The 19468-nt window shown below is 44.6% G+C and carries 13 protein-coding genes; 8 read left to right on the forward strand and 5 right to left on the reverse strand.

All coding sequences use genetic code 11. The annotated features are described in order from the left end of the window. Positions 1 to 98 precede the first annotated feature (98 nt). A complete protein-coding gene (locus tag CXF69_RS11165) occupies positions 99 to 1286 on the forward strand; it encodes an isovaleryl-CoA dehydrogenase (RefSeq protein ID WP_102078296.1) in 1188 nt (395 codons plus the stop codon). A 110-nt stretch (positions 1287 to 1396) separates the two neighbouring features. On the opposite strand, the gene CXF69_RS11170 is transcribed toward CXF69_RS11165, so the two are convergent. Both CXF69_RS11170 and CXF69_RS11175 read right to left on the reverse strand, forming a co-directional pair. Next, on the reverse strand, positions 1397 to 2125 hold the full coding sequence (locus CXF69_RS11170; protein WP_102078295.1) for a pantothenate kinase: 729 nt from the start codon (positions 2123 to 2125) through the stop codon (positions 1397 to 1399). A 71-nt stretch (positions 2126 to 2196) separates the two neighbouring features. Next, complete coding sequence (locus CXF69_RS11175; protein ID WP_102078294.1) at positions 2197 to 3138, reverse strand: biotin--[acetyl-CoA-carboxylase] ligase; 942 nt, start codon at positions 3136 to 3138, stop codon at positions 2197 to 2199. A 175-nt stretch (positions 3139 to 3313) separates the two neighbouring features. Between CXF69_RS11175 and CXF69_RS11180 the strand changes: the two genes are divergently transcribed. The 7 genes from CXF69_RS11180 to CXF69_RS11210 all read left to right on the forward strand — a co-directional run bounded on the left by CXF69_RS11180 (position 3314) and on the right by CXF69_RS11210 (position 14695). Next, positions 3314 to 4117, forward strand: coding sequence for a sulfite exporter TauE/SafE family protein (locus CXF69_RS11180; protein ID WP_180952628.1), 804 nt, complete (start codon positions 3314 to 3316; stop codon positions 4115 to 4117). A gap of 51 nt (positions 4118 to 4168) precedes the next feature. Further along, entirely contained in the window at positions 4169 to 5110 is a 942-nt protein-coding gene (locus CXF69_RS11185) for a hypothetical protein (RefSeq protein WP_102078292.1), read from the forward strand. Positions 5111 to 5176: 66 nt separating this feature from the next. Then, positions 5177 to 9133, forward strand: a complete 3957-nt coding sequence (locus CXF69_RS11190; RefSeq protein WP_102078291.1) for an AAA family ATPase — start codon at positions 5177 to 5179, stop codon at positions 9131 to 9133. Positions 9134 to 9348: 215 nt separating this feature from the next. After that, entirely contained in the window at positions 9349 to 10365 is a 1017-nt protein-coding gene (locus CXF69_RS11195) for a cell division protein ZipA (protein ID WP_102078290.1), read from the forward strand. 370 nt (positions 10366 to 10735) lie between these two features. After that, a complete protein-coding gene (ligA, locus tag CXF69_RS11200) occupies positions 10736 to 12727 on the forward strand; it encodes an NAD-dependent DNA ligase LigA (RefSeq protein WP_228706788.1) in 1992 nt (663 codons plus the stop codon). A gap of 3 nt (positions 12728 to 12730) precedes the next feature. After that, positions 12731 to 14074, forward strand: coding sequence for a tetratricopeptide repeat protein (locus CXF69_RS11205; RefSeq protein ID WP_145990569.1), 1344 nt, complete (start codon positions 12731 to 12733; stop codon positions 14072 to 14074). A gap of 162 nt (positions 14075 to 14236) precedes the next feature. Continuing rightward, positions 14237 to 14695, forward strand: coding sequence for a hypothetical protein (locus CXF69_RS11210; RefSeq protein ID WP_416375007.1), 459 nt, complete (start codon positions 14237 to 14239; stop codon positions 14693 to 14695). Between the two features lie 49 nt (positions 14696 to 14744). On the opposite strand, the gene CXF69_RS11215 is transcribed toward CXF69_RS11210, so the two are convergent. From CXF69_RS11215 to CXF69_RS11225, 3 genes are all read right to left on the reverse strand, one after another. Next, the gene (locus tag CXF69_RS11215) at positions 14745 to 15308 is read right to left on the reverse strand and encodes a hypothetical protein (protein ID WP_228706780.1); all 564 of its coding nucleotides are present in this window, start codon (positions 15306 to 15308) and stop codon (positions 14745 to 14747) included. Between the two features lie 436 nt (positions 15309 to 15744). Beyond that, entirely contained in the window at positions 15745 to 16155 is a 411-nt protein-coding gene (locus tag CXF69_RS11220; RefSeq protein WP_101204281.1) for a hypothetical protein, read from the reverse strand. A gap of 327 nt (positions 16156 to 16482) precedes the next feature. Beyond that, entirely contained in the window at positions 16483 to 18945 is a 2463-nt protein-coding gene (locus CXF69_RS11225; RefSeq protein ID WP_102078875.1) for a YgiQ family radical SAM protein, read from the reverse strand. Positions 18946 to 19468 lie beyond the last annotated feature (523 nt).

A 19468-nucleotide genomic window follows, 5' to 3' on the forward strand; every position in this document is an offset into this window, starting at 1 on the left:
TATGACATTAAAAACGGTATCAAAAATACAGTTACATTAGCTTTAAAAAACAGATTAAAATTCAAGATATTAAAAATATTTATATACAAGGAATAGTTATGAGTTTACCTGGATTAAATTTTCAACTTGGCGAAGATATTGACGCCCTACGTGATGTCGTACAGCAGTTTGCAGCAAACGAGATCGCTTCACGTGCTGCTGAGATTGATAGCAGTGATGAGTTCCCAATGGATCTGTGGCAGAAGATGGGTGACCTCGGTCTACATGGCATTACCGTTCCTGAAGAATATGGCGGCTCCAATATGGGCTATGTTGCCCATATGGTCGCGATGGAAGAGATTAGCCGAGCTTCGGCATCAGTCGCGCTTAGCTACGGCGCACACTCTAATCTATGTATTAACCAAATCAAACGTAACGGCTCTGAGGCGCAAAAGCAGAAATATCTGCCAAAACTAATCAACGGTGAATTCATCGGTGCATTGGCAATGAGTGAGACAGGCGCTGGCTCAGATGTGGTAAGTATGAAGCTAAAAGCAGAAGAAAAAGACGGTAGCTATATTTTGAACGGTAGCAAAATGTGGATCACCAATGGCCCTGACGCGGACGTGATGGTAGTCTATGCCAAGACCAACCCTGAGATGGGTGCAAAAGGCATGACGGCCTTTATCGTTGAAAAAGGCATGGAAGGTTTTGGTACAGCGCAAAAGCTAGATAAGCTCGGCATGCGCGGTAGCCATACTGGCGAGATGACTTTTAATAATGTAAAAGTACCAAGCGAAAATATCTTGGGTGGTCTCAATGAAGGCGTCAAGGTGCTGATGAGCGGTCTAGATTACGAGCGCGCTGTATTGGCCGCAGGCCCTATCGGTATCATGCAGGCAGTGATGGACAATGTCGTGCCTTATATCCACGATCGTAAACAGTTTGGTCAAGCGATCGGTGAATTCCAGCTTATTCAAGGTAAAGTTGCGGACATGTATACGATACTACAAGCCGGTCGTAGCTTCTTATACACTGTCGGGAAAAACCTCGATATGTTGGACGCGCGCGGTGCTGGTCATAGTCGAGAAGTGCGTAAAGATTGCGCCAGTGTGATTTTATGGTGTGCCGAAAAAGCCACATGGATGGCAGGCGAGGGCATTCAAATATTTGGCGGCAACGGCTACACCAATGAGTATCCACTTGGTCGCTACTGGCGTGATGCCAAGCTGTATGAAATTGGCGCAGGTACCAGTGAAATCCGCCGTATGCTAGTCGGTCGTGAGCTGTTTAACGAGACCAAATAAGAAGTAACTAATGATGCCTTAGCTATTTTCTAATATAAAATAAAAAAGCAGCACGCTTAAAACATGCTGCTTTTTTTGTGTCAACGTCGAACTGAATTATCTATAAGCGGTTAAGACTTATTGCGATAATCAAAGTATCTTGCCAAACCATTTAGTAATAAATCATCACGCAAGCGTACGGGACGATTAACATGCTGCGAGATAATGGCTGCATCACCACCTGTCATAATCAATTCAAAATTAGGATGACGATGGCTAATCTCATTGATTGCGCCGACGATAGAGAGCAAAATACCGCGATGTACTGCGTCTTGAGTGGTCAAGCCTTGGTTGACGCTATCAAAAGTACCGTTCGAGATAGTGATTTGCTTAGTACCAGAGAACAGTGACTCACGTTGCAGGTAGATGCTGGGGAAAATATAACCGCCCAGATGCTCAGCATGATCAATCAAATCAATGGTCACCGCTGTGCCACAACCAATCACACACTGGCGTTTTTTCTTATCGACCGCACCGAGCATCTGTAGCCAGCGATCACAGCCGAGCTGCTGATCATTGTAAGCACTTTTCATCAGCGCGTGCGCCGCATCGACATGGACAAACTCAAACGGAATATTCAAACGACTGAGCGTCTCTGATACTTTGGCATTAAGGTTATCGCCCAATACTGATGAGATACCAATAAAGTCAGGCGCGTAACGCTCAAAGCGATCGGTCAGACCCATGAGTAATTCGGCAGGCGCTTGCAAATGTTGTTTGGCATCATGTGTGACTATCTGACCGATATCATCGGTGAGCCAGTATTTCAGGCGGGTATTTCCAAGATCAAGCCAGAGCATAAAATTCCCTTTATATAGCGCTCGTTAATGATGGTGCTCGTCAGTGTTATGATTAAGCCTAGGGCGTGTCCCTAATAAATAACGTCAATACGTCCAGTAAAAAGCGTAGAAATCTTACCGTTATCTTGCTGTAATTGCAAACACCCATGAGTGTCGACACCGCAAGCGACTCCCGTCATGACTTTTTTCTCATTATTATAGTCTTGGGTAACACGTAAACGCAGACCGGTTAGCGCATCCATCGCTGCAAACTGCTGCAAAAATCCATCTAAATAATAGGTATGCCCCGTTGGTTTTTCTATACCCAAATGCTCAAAGCGGGTCATCGCTGCCATCAGTGCCGTCGTCATTTGCTGATACAATGTTTGTAAGTCTGGCAGGCGAGTGGCTTGTGTTGCTGGCTGCAGCATTGCATAGATGTCTTGTAAGCTGATCGCTTGATAACTCATCCCCTCAGACGTTTGAGCGGTGAGTGTTGGCGCAGCTTTTACATTTAACCCAATGCCTAGCACCACACCAACCAACTTGCCAGATTTGGTCACTGGTTCTATCAAGATGCCAGCGAGTTTTTGAAAGGGTAGTGTTTGCTGATGTGCCTCACCGCTATCCAATAACGCAGGCTTAACATCTTGAGATGGATAAAACCCTAAGTCATTTGCCCATTTTACCCCAATTGGCGTCAGTCCCTGCGCTTGTAGTTGCTCGTTCAACATTTGAATGACGGGCATTTTTGCCAGCTCAAGACCAATGATGAGCGATAATAAGCCACTGATTGGCATATGCACAGGATGGTATAGCGACAGATAGACATTGCCGCGCGGTGATTGCCACGAGCGCCCGTGCTGACCACGACCTGCGCTTTGGGTTTCCGCGGTCAAAACGTGTACGGTGGCGACATCTAACGCCCCGTTTTGCAAGGCTTCTATCAGCTCGCTATTGGTCGAGGCGCTACTAGCCACATGACGGTGATTGAGCTCGGATAAATAGGTAGAAAAACTAGTGAGTGGCGGCATAAGTTTAGTCGATGTGGTTAAAGGAAACTTTGATATACTGAGCGATTGTTGTGGTCAGACAGTACCGAGTAAACAGCATAAAGGTCGCGCTGAGATTTGGCAAATACAATTAAGCACGCCTAAGCGCCAATGAGTACTATAGCGCCAGTCAGTATTATAAAAGGTTCGTTCTATGATGTTATATGTGTGGTTTGTGATTGCAGGCGCGTTTGCGGGTGTCAGCGCGGGCTTGTTTGGCGTCGGCGGTGGCATGATTATCGTGCCTGCATTGGTCTGGATTTTTACCGCTTATGACTTTTCGCCAGAAGTAATCACCCATTTGGCCATTGGTACGTCGTTGGCGACCATCGTTGTAACTTCAATCAGCTCACTGACGGCACATAACAAGCGCGGCGGCGTGCGCTGGGAAGTATGGCGCAAGATGGCGCTTGGATTGGTCATCGGTAGTTTGGTCGGTGCGGGTATCGCGGATATGATTGATGGACAAGCACTACAGGCTATCATTGGTTTCGGTGCGCTATTGGTCGCCTTAAAAATGCTGTTCTTTTCAAATAAAGAACAAGTGGGTAAACCGCTACCATCGGCCGGTGTCCAGTTTGGTGCAGGTACTGGCATTGGGATGGCGTCCTCTATTTTTGGCATTGGCGGCGGCAGCTTGACCGTACCGTTTTTGAACTGGGCAGGGCTTCCGATGAAACAGTCGGTCGGCACATCAGCAGCATGCGGTCTACCAATTGCCTTGGCTGGGGCAGCAGGGTTTGCTTGGTTCGGTCAAGACGTGGTCAACCTGCCTGAGGGTACGATAGGGTTTGTCCATGTCACAGGATTTTTGTTTATTTCAGTCGCCAGCTTTGCGATGGCAAAAGTTGGCGCCAAGCTTGCCCATGTCTTACCTGCACTGATGCTTAAGCGCGCATTTGGTATGTTGTTAATATTTGTTGGAGGGCAGTTGTTACTGAGTGGATTGGGTGTTTTATAGCAATAATGAGTTTTTATAAAATTAGTATGCAAACCGTGAGACATTATTAGTATGAAAGCTGCAGAAAAATACCGCCGTGTTTTCGGCTCAATGAATCATCTAAAAGACCAGTTATCATGGACGACGGGTCTCTCTAATATGGTAGAGTTTTTGGCATGGGAGCCGCAGCGTATTTTAGGTATTACTAAAAAGCAATACGTACGCCAAATCATTGAATGGGCGGCCCACCCAGAGTTAAAGGACAAAAATATAGAGGAGATTGAGCAATCAGTCATCAAAAAGCTCAATACAAAAATGAATGAAACTGAGCAGCTAGAGACGTATTCAACGCAAACGATGGGTATCTGTAATGCGAGAGAAGCCGTGCGCCGCGTAACGTTCTTTTCTGAAGACTATCTCAATAAAGAATTCGACATCTTTTTGAGTTTGTGCAGTGATGTTTATCTGAACTTATTTTATCAGCAATTTATTAGCTTTGAGCCGAGTGAGTCATGGTCGACACATGGTAATAGCGGCATGTTTGAAAACAGTACAGAGCTCAAAGCAATGTATATGGACAACCTAGCCTATAACCATCAGGGGAATGTATTGATAGCGAATGAGTTAAAACTCGCTGGTCGGAAAAACCCAGACCCAATCCTAAAGTATTGTTTGATGTATGAGCACTTATTAGAAAAAGGCTTTATCGATAAAGGGGCAAAATTTTTGCTGTTATTTATCGGTGGTGACGCGCTAAAGCAAAACAAGCAAACGCTCGTAGATCGGGAGCTGGCTCTATGTCATAAACGGCCAAGAAAGTATCAGCATTTGCTAAGACCAGAGCTGTTAGAAATAGTCGATCACTTAGAAGTAGCAAGTATCTCTTGGTCAGCCTTCATCGAGTTTAATAATCGCTACTTAGCAGAAAATAGCGTCTGCCAAGTGGAGCAAAAACTATTACGAGGGTTCCATCAAAGCCTAGAATCAAAATCGTTTATGCACTTAGCAGTTTAACCCTAAAAACCCACTACAATTTCAGGTAGAATAGCCGCCTGTTTTTGCTAAGTTTATTGACTCTTCATGCGTTTAAAATCTCTAAAGCTGGCAGGCTTCAAATCCTTTGCCAATCCAACCACTTTTACTTTTCGTCATGGTATCACCGCCATCGTCGGGCCGAACGGCTGTGGCAAATCCAATGTGATTGATGCTATCCGCTGGGTGCTGGGCGAAACCTCAGCCAAGCAGTTACGCGGCGGGGCGATGAGTGATGTTATCTTTGCTGGTACGCAGGATAAGACAGCAAAAAGTGTCGCCAGTGTTGAGCTGACTTTTGAGCATACCCAAGATGAGCAGACTGGCATTCGCCACGAGTTTAACTTATACCAAGAGCTATCGGTTCGCCGTCAGGTAAATAAAGATGGCCGCTCAGATTATTTTATCAATGGTACGCGTTGCCGTCGCCGTGATGTGGTCGATGTGTTTTTAGGTACAGGGCTGGGTGCACGTAGCTATGCGGTGATTGAGCAAGGCATGATTGGGCGCATCGTTGAGTCTAGCCCCGTGCAGCTGCGTGAGTTTATCGAAGAGGCGGCAGGTGTCTCACGCTATCAGGTTCGCCGTGAAGAAACGCAAAAGAAGTTAGAGAAAACAAAGGATAATCTAGCTCGCCTGCACGATATGCAAAGCGAATTACTACGCCAGCAGAAAACACTGTCTAAACAGGCAGCGAGCGCGCAGCGTTACGAAGAGTTGGCTTTAACACTAGCTGATATCGAGCAGCAGCTTGCTATTCAGCAGCTCTATCAAGCTAAGCAAACACATCAACAGCAAAAAATAGCGCATGAACGCAGTGCTAATGAGGTGTCGACACTACAAGCTGACTACGATACGCTCAAAGCTCAGCAAGACAAGCTTACTGCGCGTATCAATCAAGAGCAATGGCTCAAAGACGATGCCCAAAGCGCTCATTATCAACAGCAGCTCGGCTATCAACAAGCGGAACATAAGCTAAGTGATGCTAAGTCACAGCTAGCTACTATTGAGCAGCAACTGTTTGGCTTGGCTCAGCAGCGTGCGCAATCACTCGCTGATATCGAACGGCTCAACGCTGAACAAGCTGAGCAGAATCAAGCGCTAGAAACGCTACGTCCGCAGCTGACTGAGCTGACAGATAAGCGCGATAACTATAAGCGCAATGAGCAGCCACTACAACGCGCGTGGCATGACGCGCAAAACAATCTGTCACGCTTACAAGATAAAAACCGTTCGCTTGAGCAGCAGCAAGCTATTAACGCTCAAGCACAGAAACGCCATCAGCAAAGCGATGATAAATGGCAACGCCGCGAGCAAAACTGGCAAAACCTGTGGCAGCAATTACAGCAGTCTATAGCGCCATCTGCATCTGACAGTGCTGATGTGAGTAAGACGAATAATGTACAAAATCTCAGTCAAATGCTAGGACAGCAAGTCACTGAGCTAAACACGCAGTTGCAGCAGGTTGAGCGTCAACGCGAAGCCGTCGATGAACGCTTGTCTGAGATACAACCGCAAGCGCACAGCTTGCAGCAGAGACTAAACGCACAGCAGAGCAAGCTGAGCGATAATGAAAAGCGTCATGCGCTGCTGGCAGGCGAATACGATACACTGCATCAAATACTGCATCCGAAATCGACACAACAGCAATCAGCAAAGTCGAAAGTTACCGCGACAGATAATGTAGATAGCGATGGCACACATCATCAGCCGATAGCTATTGCAACGCTACGTGAGCAAATTGAGCTAAGTGCGAAGGGGCAGGAGTATGCACCGCTACTGGATAATATCCTAGCATTGTGGCTAGATAGCCATGTGCTGGTTACTAACCAACAAGCGAATCAACAAGCTAATCAAATCAAGCAATCAAGCGTTAATAATGCTACTGGCATTTCTCAAAGAGCCGATAGCTTGTGGCAGGCGCTTGAGCATGACGTTGCAGATTTACTGACTTATCAAACAGCACAAAATACGCCTGCCAGTGCAAAAGATAAAACTCTAGTAGAAACAAGTCATAGCTTATGGTTACCTACTGCGCAAAATGATATTAGTGACCATAAATTTGTCAGCGAATTGTCAGATAGTTTAACTGATAGAGTATTGCCGGTATCGCAGTTGATTACTCAGCCGCTACTCTCGCTATGGCAGCAGTGCTATATATATACGGCGCAATTTGAGACCAGTCAGCAGCATGAAATTGATACACTTACCGATGTTCTAAAGTCATTACCATCGTCCGCTGTTTTGCTTACCGTAGATGGTTGGCTGATCAGTCGTCATGGAACGATTAATTTAAGCAAATTCGCTGGTGCACAGGATGAGCAAAACGATAGCAATAGCCAATTCCTCACGCAGCGCCTGCAACAGCGTACGCGTCTACAAGCATTAGAAGACTTGCTTGATGAGTTTGAAACCAAAATACAAGATCAGCGAAAATCTATTGCAAAAAATCAGCGCGATTATGATGCGTTGTTAGTTAGCTTAGAAGAAACGCGCGCGCAAGTTGAGCAGTTAACCCGTGATAAGCATCAATACCAGCAGCAACTGACGACCGAGCGAGCCAATGCCGAGCGTTTACAAGCAGATAGCCAACGCCTGAACGCTGATAAAGCAACGCTTGAGCAAGAAAAGCAAGAACTGGCGCAAGAGCAACAAACCCTTGAGCAAGAACAGCAGCACATTGAAGGCGAGATCGCTACGCTAACGCCGCAAATAGTAGAAGCACGAGCGACAACTCAGCAACTGCAAGCTGAGCGCAGCGAGCTAAACCGCGCGCGTCAAGCTGATGATGACGCTTGGCAAGCATTGCAGCTTCGTATTCAACAAAGCGAGATGCGTTTAGAGCATAGCGTGAGTAGTCTTGCGCGGGCAACTGCGCAACATGATAAATCGCTACAAAGCGAACAAAGTCTAAAAGCGCGTCATGAGCAGCAGCAAAGTAAACTGCCAGCCTTGCAAGAAGCGTTACAAATTGCACAGACAGCACGCGATGAGCAGCAGACATTATTGACGACGCGCGAAACCGCATTGAACGTGCTTAAACAAGAGTATAGTCAGCAGCAGGTCGAGCTAGATACGCTGCAAAATACTCTGCAAACGCAGCAAAGCGAGCTTGCCCGTCATGCTACTGAATTGGCACTGAGTGCGGCGCGCTTGGAAGATGCTAGCGCGCACACGCAGAGCGCTTTAGATGCCTACTATTGTGTAAGTCATAAATATAAAGCGCAAGCAGAGCAACCGCAACAAAGCATGAGCGTCTCAAAATTATTAGCAGATTTTATTGCCCATGATCGCCGTGTACGCCCAGATAAAATCGCAGAATTAGAATCTGAGCGTAATAAGCTTGAAAAGCAACTAAGCAAAATAGGCGCAGTCAATCTTGCCGCAGTGGCAGAGCTTGCGGAAGTTAATGAGCGTTTAGAGCCACTTGCGCAGCAAACAGCCGATATTGCTGCCAGTATGCAGACGTTGACCGAGGCGATTGCTTCTATTGATGAGACCACCAAAACGCTATTTATGCAGACGCTTGATGCGGTCAATAACGAGCTTGCCAATTTGTTTGCCAAAGTCTTTGGCGGTGGACAAGCTAGCCTGACGTTGAACACTGACGAGATGCCAGCCAATACGCCAAAGACTGAACAATGGCGGGCAGGGCTTACCTTAATGGCGCAGCCGAAGGGCAAACGCAACAGTCGCTTAGCGGTATTATCGGGCGGTGAAAAAACCCTTACCGCGCTGAGTTTGATTTTTGCGATATTTAAGCAGCATCCTGCACCGTTCTGTGTGCTTGATGAGGTCGATGCACCGCTTGATGATGCCAACGTCGCGCGCTTTACCAGTCTCATTCATGAGTTAGCAGATGATTTGCAATTTATTTTTATCAGCCATAATAAATTGACGATGCAAATTGCTGATGAGCTAAAAGGTATTACCATGCCAAGTGCAGGCATTTCTACACTAGTCAGTGTGTCGCTTGATGAAGCTGCGCGTTACGTAGAGAGCTAAGCGTGAAATAGTCGACATTAAAAGTGCTATGAGAATCAGCGCGATGCAAATATAATCAATCAATTGGCATAAATGCAAATAAGCTTGACCTCAGTCCAGCATACTGGTTATAAAGTACACAATGTGGTGACGATATAGGTCAGCCATGCTAGAATATTGCCATTTATGCTCGTTTGTGTATTCCCTTTTGTTATATATACTAGGATGTATTTATCATGACCGTTATTCAGTTTATATTGATTGCCATTGCCGCGTTTATCGTGCTCGCAGGGCTGTTTATGGTCATTCGTAGCTTTAAGCGCCGCGGTGCTACCGAAGCTGCTGCGGTCAATTATGATAAAAATGGTATTCCCATCATACCGCGTCACGAGCGCAATATCGTCGATCAGCCAGATCTTGATGATACAGTCGCAGGCGAGACGAGCATCGGTCCTGACCGTAGTTACTTAGATGCTGTGGTTGAAGAAGAGCCATTGACGCAAGCGCATACCAATGTTGATGCGCAACTAACGGCTGAGCGTGACCATGTAGCAACTGACGACGATGACGTCATCGATGAAGCAGACTACGCGCGCTGGCAAGAAGAGCAGCGCCGTGCCGATAGTGCTGAGTTTGTAGAAGTCGCAGATCAGATGCATATCGAGCAAGAGCCTGATGCATTCTCTAGCCTAATGTCAGCGACTGATAGCCTGATGCCAACCATCGATACGGCAGAAGAGCCAAGCTTCGATGACAACAGCCCGATATTGGATCAGCATCTATCAGAGTCAGGTGATGATGCGCAAAACGGTCCATTGATTAATGCCAAAGACAATATCAATATCACCATCTTGCCGCACCAATATCGCGATCGTCCAGCGGCGATTATCCGTGGTCGTGACCTGCTAGCGTTGATTGATAAATACGGTCTACGCTATGGCGCGATGAATATGTTCCATCGTTATGAGCAAAAAGACGGCACGGGTATGTTGTGGTTTAGCATGATGGGCATCACTGATAGTGGTATCGCGCCATTTGATCCGCATAGTGTCGCGACCAATACCTATAACGGTGTCGTCGTGTTCTTGTCATTGCCGCATCCACAAGCTGTGCGCAGCTTTGATAGTATGATGAGCATTGCTTATATGATGGCGAGCGATCTGGACGCGATTATGCTTGATGAAGAGAACGAACCAATCACGCCTGAATACAAACAGCAACTACGTAACCAAGTTCGTGATTATGAGGGTTAGCAGCGCGAAGGCTAAGCTACAAAAGTTAAAAGCTGCTTAATAGCAGAAATCATAAAAAGGGCAAATAGCGATTAACGTTATTTGCCTTTTTTATTGGGCTATAGTTTCCGCAAAGTGCTAACCATAGTAGACTGAGCAAGCCTGACATGGTATTTGATTTATATAGGATTGACTATACCGAGCTTCCTACAAACTTGTTATCATATCGACATCTCGAATTGCAAAAAAGACGCCGACTATGACTGACTCTACCTCATCAAATAACTCTAAAAACCTATCTGCTCAAGTAGAAAACCAAGCACCTGCCAAATCTAATGTGCCTAGTTCGACTGACAGTAGTACCAATAATAGTGCAGAGATTGTCTCAAAAATGCGTGCGCTTATTGAAGCGATTAAGACGCATAACTATGCCTATTATGTGCTCGACAATCCAATTTTAGAAGACAGCGAGTACGACCAATTGCGTCGCTCGTTGCTTGAGATTGAAGAAGAATATCCAGATTTGGTGCAGCCAGACAGTCCAATCAATCAAGTCGGCGATATGCCACTATCGGCCTTCACTCAAGTCACGCATGATATTCCGATGCTGTCATTAGGCAATGTCTTTGAATATGATGATTTGCGCGATTTTATGCGCCGTGTCAATGATCGCCTCAGCGACTCGCAGCAAAACCCTGAATACGAGATGGAGCTAAAGCTCGATGGACTGGCGGTCTCACTGAAGTATGAGCATGGTAAATTTGTCCAAGCGGTCACGCGCGGTGATGGGCAGACCGGTGAAGATATTACCCAGAATGCTAAGACCATTCGTAACTTGCCCCTATGGATAGCTGATGCTGCTGATATTGAGTTGCTAGAAGTGCGCGGTGAAGTATTGATGCCTAAGGCAGGCTTTGAGCGTCTTAATCGATTGGCAGAAGAGAATGAGGGCAAAACCTTTGCTAACCCGCGTAATGCCGCTGCTGGTAGCTTACGTCAGTTAGATCCAGCGATAGCAGCCAGTCGTCCATTGGCTTTCTATGGCTATTCGGTCAATCAGGGTTTGCCTGAGAATATCGACACTCAGTCAGGGGCGTTGGCATGGCTTACCGAGCTTGGATTTACGGTCAGCGCCGTAGAAGTGGTAGCAAATCCACGCGCCGCCCAGACCTATTATGAGTCAGTGATAGAAGGGCGTAGCGATCTGCCATTTGAGATTGACGGTATGGTGATTAAGGTAAACAACCTTGCGTTACAGCAGCAGTTAGGCTACCTATCACGTGAGCCACGCTGGGCAACCGCTTATAAATTCCCTGCCGAAACGGTAATGACACGTCTCAACGATATCGAATGGCAAGTTGGCCGTACGGGTCAAATCACACCAGTCGGCAAGCTTGAACCTGTCAAAGTTGGCGGCGTCACTGTCAGCAATGTCACCTTGCATAACTTTGGCGAGATTCAACGTTTAGATGTGCGCGCAGGCGACACGGTCAGCGTTCACCGTGCAGGTGATGTCATCCCAAAAGTCACTCGTGTCTGGCACGATCAGCGCCCAGCCGATAGCGAGCCGGTCACGCTACCTTCGACTTGTCCTGTCTGTGACTCTCCTGTCGTGCTGCCTGAAGATGAAGCATTGGCGCGCTGTACGGGTGGGCTGTTTTGCCCAGCGCAGCAGCAAGAAGCACTTATTCATTTTGTCTCACGTCGTGCCATGGATATCGATGGACTTGGTGCAAGTTGGCTGATTAGCTTCTTTGAGCATGGTCTGGTCAAAACCGTTGCTGATATCTATCAGTTGCACAATCATGCGGATGAGATGGTCACCTTTGAGAAACTGGGTGAAAAATCGGTACAAAATATCATTAACGCTATCGAAGCCAGCAAGCATACGACATTGGCTCGCTTCATCTATGCACTCGGCATCCGCGGTGTCGGTGAAGGTACGGCGCAGAACTTTGCCCAGCAGTTTGGTGATTTAGATAGTCTGATGGCGGCGAGTATCGAGACCCTGATAAAAACCCCAGATGTCGGAGAAATCACTGCCGAGCTGACCTATAAGTTCTTCCGTGCGCCGCACAATATCGAAGTGATTAATTCATTGCTTGAAGCTGGCGTACATTGGGATAAGGTCGAGCAAGTCGCCTCAGAAGGGCTCCCACTCGATGGGCAAACGTGGGTCATCACGGGTGCGCTCGATAGCATGGCGCGTGATGAAGCCAAAGCCAAACTACAAGCGTTGGGTGCAAAAGTCTCGGGCAGCATCTCTGCAAAAACCACTGCGCTACTGGCAGGGGATAAGGCTGGTTCTAAACTGACCAAAGCGGAAAAATTGGGCGTAAAGATAGTGGGTGAGGAAGAGTTTTTGGGAATGGTTGGGGAGTAGGGTATGAATATGGATGATTTTAAAAAACTAAAATTAAGTAACACTGATATAGAAGAAATAGAAGGACTATTGCAAGTTACACGCGAAAATCCTAGCGGTGAAGTTTATGCTAAAGCACAGACTGTAATTGGGGGGTTATTATTAAAAAATAAATATAATCAAGAGGCTATTAATTATTGGAATAGTATAAAGTTAGCTGATAGCGCAGAATTATATGCTAAAGCAAAGTTTAATATTGGCTTAGAGTATAAAAAGAAAAACTTATATCAGCGGGCAATAGAGAATTTTGAAGAGATAAATCAAGAATATAGTAAACTATATTTTTCGGCGGCTTCTTATCAAAAAGGAATTATACTTAATTATATTTATAATAATTTTGAAGATGCTTTGAAACTATGGAATAACATAAAAATAGAAGATACTAAAGAAGGATTTGCGGCTGCTCAATACCATATAGCTAAAGTATATGAAACAAAAAAAGATAATTATATAAAGGCATTAGAGTATCTTAATAAAGTAAATAAAGATGATTTCTTAAATTTTTATAATTTAGCAGTTTTAAATATAGCTAATATAAAAGCGTACAAATTTAATGAATATAAAGAAGCAATTATTGTATTAAGTACCCTTAGTGAGAGAACAGAAGATGATATACGTATCAAAGCAGATTACTTATTAGGAAAATTGCACTTTGAATTAGAGAAATATGAAGAAGCAGAAAAGTATTTTCAACTATCAAAGAAAGGAATTCCTTATGAGTCTTTATGTTTCATAAGTATTTGTAGATTATTGATGAACGAGGATACTTTAAGCTTTGGAGTCAAGTTGACTGAGCTATTTTGCTATACAAGAGACATCATAACTTTGTTGAAAATCGAGTTTGACACTAAAGTAAATAATTTAAAGTCATTAGAACGAAAGTTAGCACATTATACAAGTACGGATACTTGTAATAAGTTAATGAATGATAGCCTTGAAGAAACTTCACCAAGCAGCTTTCGGTTAAATACGATTAGTAACGTTAATGACCCAAGTGAAGGACAGGTTCTGCGCAGATATTTAAGTAATTACGACCAAGAATCTCCTTACAATTTAAAATTAGATGATAATTTGCATGCCTTTATTGGCTGTTTTACTTTTAATCACGATAGCCTCAATCAATTTAGATTATACGGAAAAACAGATGATAAGGAAGCTTCAGGTCTTAGCTTAGTCTTTTCCAAAAGATTTTTTCAAACTGAGGAAGATTTAAGTTACGAGGAGATATTATCTTCTCAAATTAATAATAAAGGAGAGAGTTTCAGTACCAAGGATATAGATAGTGAAACTATAGTCAAGTCTATATAAATCCGCTACATCGTCATCCTCGCTAAGCATACTAATGTATAACTTGCACTCGGTTTCCTTGTATCGAAATTATATTGAACTGACTATAGTAGATTTAAAGCTATAAGATGTATTTATATAGACCCGAAATCTGGGTTTGTTCAGATAGCTCATCGCAGTCGAATTACTTTTTATCGTGAATTTGAAGAAAAAGATAGTCCTGAACAAAAGTGGGTGGACTATAAAAAGATAATTGATGATAAAAATGATAAAATTTCGAAGTTATTAGAATCCTTAAGAAAATGTTATAAAAATACAAAGCAAAACTTTAGGGAATATTATATAGAAAATTTAGAGCTAGTCGAAGAGATATTGCTGCCTTTAAATTATATTATAAAGCATTCAGCCTTTCAGGAAGAGCAGGAATGTCGAATGATATACATAACATCGCTTAAAGACCCAAAAGTTCAAATGAGTTTTGGGAAGTTTCTATATGTTAATTATGAAATAAATGTAAAAGATAACTTAGATAAAATATATATCGCTCCTGCTGCTGGTCAATTTCAGCCCTACTTAGCAAAGTTACTTTGTGACACCGAAGTTAAAATCGAACTCTCAAATAACCCTTACCGTCAAACTTAATTTCTTTGATAGCGTGTGTTGTATAAATCAGAACACACGCTATTAAACTCTACTCCACCATCTGACCATGTGCCTTCACATCACCTTTCTTACCATCTGGCTGAATCACGATAGGTAGTACCAGTCCTTTGGCAAAGTCATCAGACAGCACATAATCATAGCGGCTGGCAGCGACATCGGGCGTGGTATGAATGATAAGCGTCATCTCATTGCCATCGGTTAACTCGTGTGAGACATAGGTTTCGCTCAGCTGATCTAATGCTTTCGATAGTGCTTCGTTGCTTGCCATGCTCACTGTTAGATTATGCTGAGCAGTCGCAGCGTCCACTTTAAAGTAATCTGCATAGTCTCGGACGTTTTGACTATCGATGGCAAACGGATACTTATAATTGGTAGGGTCAGCAGGCTTTGCACCGCTATCTACCAGTGACCAGTCGATGGTGTCGGCTGCTGGTGCGGATGGATCTGCTGCTGTCTCCGCAGTTTGCTCAGTGGCATCGACAGAATCGGTAGCGTTATCGCAGCCTGTCAGCGCCCACATGCTTGCCGTTGCAATTACCATCATACTTATCAGACGCTTCGCCATCGAGTTACCCTTTTGATTGTTGGTCATGATTGATTTGCTCTACCTGCTATTTTGACAGCTTTCTTTATGCTTCTCTAGCGAAATACATCAGATGGTAAGTTTTGATATAGTCTAATCCTCTATAAAAGAATGACAACGTTAACCTCGCTTAAAGTATCACAGTTACAACTGCACTCGGCTGCCTTGTACTACTTTTAAATTGAATCAACTATATAGTCAAGTCTATATAAATCCGCTACATCGTCATCCTCGCTAAGCATACTAATGTATAACTTGCACTCGGTTTCCTTTTATCGAAATTATATTGAACTGACTATACAACCGTCTATTTGGAACTGTTTTTTATAGCCATTTCTATAAAAACATCAAACGAACACGCATAAAAAAGCAGCCATCATATAATGACTGCTTTTTGTCTATTACGACTATTTGTCTATTACGATATGAGCGTATCTCTAACTGATTAGATTTGGCAATTTACTTGGTATTCTTTACCGTCAGCCCACTTCATCGCAAAGATACCTTTGTCACCTTTCATGTGCCATGCATAGACGACTTCTGGGTTTGAGTCGTTTACATAGCTTGCAACTTCGCCTTTCACTTTACCGTTTAGGATGATTGGCTGCTCGGCCCATTTTACTTTTGGCAAGGTGACGTTGAGCATCACTTGTTCTTTATTGATAGACTGCTTTGCCATGATTTTGCTGTCATCGGTACAGGTGTATGGTGCTGGTGCCATACGATCATAGGCAGCGGTTACTTTTTCTGGAACTGGCGTATCAGTTGCATCTGGGGTAGTGGGTGCGGTAGTCGCACAAGCGCTCAATAAGGCAAGGACTGGTAGGGTGGTCGCAATTTTAGTTATCATTTTCATAGTGCTCTCCAAAGCTTTTTACTAATGTCATTTACTTGTTCTTAATGATGCGTTTAGCATATGAGGGTTATAGTAGCGAAAACGAACCATTTCAGTGTTAGAAATTGTTCGTTACCTGTTAGCTTCGTTACCCAACCGCTGTCTAATGTAACTTGTAATCTGAGACAGGGTGAAAAGTAAGCAGGATTAGCTATGAAGTGCGCGTCTATAAAATTGGTGCATAAAAAAGCGTCTATCACCGAGTGGCTGATAGACGCTTTTGTTTTACTTAACACGCGTTAGATTGAGCGTGTACTTTTATACTATGAACATTACTTGCTATGAATACTACTTGGTTTTACGCGGTGGCAGACCAGTATGCTGCGTTTGGAAATTGCCTTTGCTAACTTTCTTCTTACCCGCCATGCCTTTGCCTGCTGAGCCTTTAGCTGACGCACTGCTGTTTGACGAGCCATTACTACGCTTCACTGAATCATTGCCAACACGGCTATTCTTTTTGCGCGCTGATTGGTAAGTATCTTGCGCGGCATCACGCCCTTCTAAACTGGCGTTAAATGGTGGAATCAAGCAACCACGGTTTTTACCAATCAAGTCACTACGACCCATGTCTTGTAGGGCTTTACGTAGTAGTACCCAGTTTTTTGGATCATGATAGCGCAAGAACGCTTTATGCAGTTTGCGCTGCTTGCCAGACTTGACGATATCCATGTCACCTTCATCACGGCTGACCTTATGTAGCGGATCTTTGTGCGTATGATACATGGTAGTCGCGGTCGCCATTGGGCTTGGATAAAACGCCTGTACTTGGTCAGCGCGGTAGCCATTACTTTTGAGCCAAAGCGCAAGGTTCATCATATCTTCATCTTTGGTACCTGGATGAGCGGCGATGAAGTAAGGAATCAGATATTGCTCTTTGCCAGCTTCTTGGCTGAATTGCTCAAACATGGCTTTGAACTGATCATAGCTGCCCATGCCCGGCTTCATCATCTTCGATAGCACGCCTTCTTCAGAGTGCTCAGGCGCAATCTTGAGGTAACCACCGACGTGATGACTGACCAATTCTTTCACATATTCAGGATCTTTTACTGCCAAGTCATAACGCAAGCCTGAAGCAATCAGGATTTTTTTCACGCCTTTGATATCACGCGCTTTGCGATATAGCTTAGTCAAATTACTGTGATCTGTAATCAAGTTTTCACAGACATCAGGATAGACACAAGATGGCTTACGGCAGTTCTTTTCAATGGTCTCGTCTTTACAGCTGAGGCGATACATGTTTGCCGTTGGGCCACCAAGGTCAGATATCACACCAGTAAAGTTCGGTGCGGTATCTCGAATTGCTTCTACTTCACGCAAGATTGAATCTTCTGAACGGCTCTGGATAATGCGGCCTTCGTGCTCAGTGATCGAGCAGAAGGTACAACCACCAAAACAGCCGCGCATGATATTGACCGAAAATTTAATCATGTCATAAGCAGGGATACGCGCGTCGCCATAGCTTGGATGGGGCAGGCGTGCATATGGCAAGTCAAACACATAATCCATCTCTTCAGTTGAGAGTGGCACTGGTGGTGGATTGAGCCAAACATCCATAGAGGTATGCGAGTTACCAGCACCGCTGCTATGACGCTGTACGAGCGCACGAGCGTTACCCGGATTGGTCTCTAGATGCAGGATACGACTCGCATGAGCATAAAGCACAGGGTCAGATTTGACATGCTCGTAATCAGGCAGACGAATAACGGTTTTTTCACGTGGTGGCATTTTTAGCTTATGCTTACGTGCGGTCTTTGGCTTATCAAAGCCGCGCATTTGCACTACTTGCGTGTCGGTGTCTACTTGATTGGCGTTGATGACTTTATTGGCAACTGGCTCAGCGACAAAACCCTGATACTGTGACGACATTGATGAAATGGACGACGGCATGGCTTGCCCAACAGGGGAGTCAGATGGCTTTTCTTGCTCGATTGAGCATTGGTCTACATCTTCTGTCATCACATAAGGGTTGATGATTGGATCGACACGGCCAACGGTATCAACATCATTACTGGCGACTTCTGTCATGTCCGATTGCCAATGACGACGAGTCGGAGTCAATAAATAAGCCGTACCGCGCAATTTACTCATCTGCTCAAAGCTATAGCCTTTAGACAGACCATGTACCACATCGACGATCGCACGCTCAGCATTACCATATAGTAAGACATCAGCACGCGCATCCAGCAAGATACTACGGCGGACTTTGTCTGACCAATAATCATAATGAGCGATACGGCGTAGACTGCCCTCAATACCGCCCAAGATAATAGGCACATCAGGATAGGCTTCACGGCAGCGCTGGCTATAAACGATAGCGGCACGGTCAGGGCGTTTGTTTGCCACGTTGCCTGGTGAATAAGCGTCATCGCTACGAATCTTGCGGTCAGCGGTATAGCGGTTAATCATGCTATCCATGTTACCTGCGGTCACGCCATAAGCGTAGACAGGTTTGCCCAGTTCCATAAAGGCGTCTTTGCTCTTCCAATCTGGCTGAGCAATGATGCCAACACGGAAGCCTTGCGACTCAAGCAAGCGACCGATAATCGCCATACCAAAGCTTGGGTGATCGACATAGGCATCACCTGAGATGATGATGACGTCACAAGCATCCCAGCCCAGTTCGTCCATCTCTTTGCGGCTCATCGGCAGATAAGGCGCCGGCTCGTAGCAGCTCGCCCAGTGTTTGTCATAATCATAAAGTGGCTTGGTGCCTTGTTTAAAGGCAGTGCGGGCGATGGTATCGGCAGACATGGGCGGACCTGTTAATTAGAAAATTGGCACTAAAAATACGTCCCTTATCACTCACTGATAATAAAGGCGAATTTAAAAGCGCTCATTTTAACATGAATCGCCTTCACTATGCGACCTATTCTATGACGGAAGATTAATGATAAGTTATTGATAGCATGAGATAAACTGCTGATACAAAGTAAGTGATTGATGGAACGATATAATGGTAAAAACAGCTTAAGCAGAACAGTCGCATTATCAGCTCAATAAAACTTATTTCTAACAATCACTCTCTATCCTAGTTCAATTTATGCTTACATCGTCGCAAGCATAACTATCAAAATACTGATTTATCTGATACTGGTCATTTGTTTTCTTATATTTATGACTTCCTTCAATTTCTAATGATAGGTTTTGGCACAGGTTTTGCTCCACCCTTTTTAGGGCTTATTTGTGTGTATTAATGAGTAAAAATAGTGCACCGATAAAATTTGAACGGATAGATAAGTGTTTGGAGATAAAATGAGAACATCATCTGTTGGAC

Origin of the sequence: Psychrobacter sp. Choline-02u-9 (assembly GCF_002836505.1) — a bacterium.
In the GTDB taxonomy this organism is placed as follows: Bacteria; Pseudomonadota; Gammaproteobacteria; order Pseudomonadales; family Moraxellaceae; genus Psychrobacter.

Coding starts and splice junctions, on each gene's coding strand:
- CXF69_RS11170 (WP_102078295.1), bottom strand. CDS start 2,125: ATGCTCTGGCTTGATCTTGGAAATACCCGCCTGAAATACTGGCTCACC.
- CXF69_RS11190 (WP_102078291.1), top strand. CDS start 5,177: ATGCGTTTAAAATCTCTAAAGCTGGCAGGCTTCAAATCCTTTGCCAAT.
- ligA (WP_228706788.1), top strand. CDS start 10,736: ATGCGTGCGCTTATTGAAGCGATTAAGACGCATAACTATGCCTATTAT.
- CXF69_RS11175 (WP_102078294.1), bottom strand. CDS start 3,138: ATGCCGCCACTCACTAGTTTTTCTACCTATTTATCCGAGCTCAATCAC.
- CXF69_RS11165 (WP_102078296.1), top strand. CDS start 99: ATGAGTTTACCTGGATTAAATTTTCAACTTGGCGAAGATATTGACGCC.
- CXF69_RS11215 (WP_228706780.1), bottom strand. CDS start 15,308: ATGACCAACAATCAAAAGGGTAACTCGATGGCGAAGCGTCTGATAAGT.
- CXF69_RS11220 (WP_101204281.1), bottom strand. CDS start 16,155: ATGAAAATGATAACTAAAATTGCGACCACCCTACCAGTCCTTGCCTTA.
- CXF69_RS11225 (WP_102078875.1), bottom strand. CDS start 18,945: ATGTCTGCCGATACCATCGCCCGCACTGCCTTTAAACAAGGCACCAAG.
- CXF69_RS11205 (WP_145990569.1), top strand. CDS start 12,731: ATGAATATGGATGATTTTAAAAAACTAAAATTAAGTAACACTGATATA.
- CXF69_RS11185 (WP_102078292.1), top strand. CDS start 4,169: ATGAAAGCTGCAGAAAAATACCGCCGTGTTTTCGGCTCAATGAATCAT.
- CXF69_RS11180 (WP_180952628.1), top strand. CDS start 3,314: ATGTTATATGTGTGGTTTGTGATTGCAGGCGCGTTTGCGGGTGTCAGC.
- CXF69_RS11195 (WP_102078290.1), top strand. CDS start 9,349: ATGACCGTTATTCAGTTTATATTGATTGCCATTGCCGCGTTTATCGTG.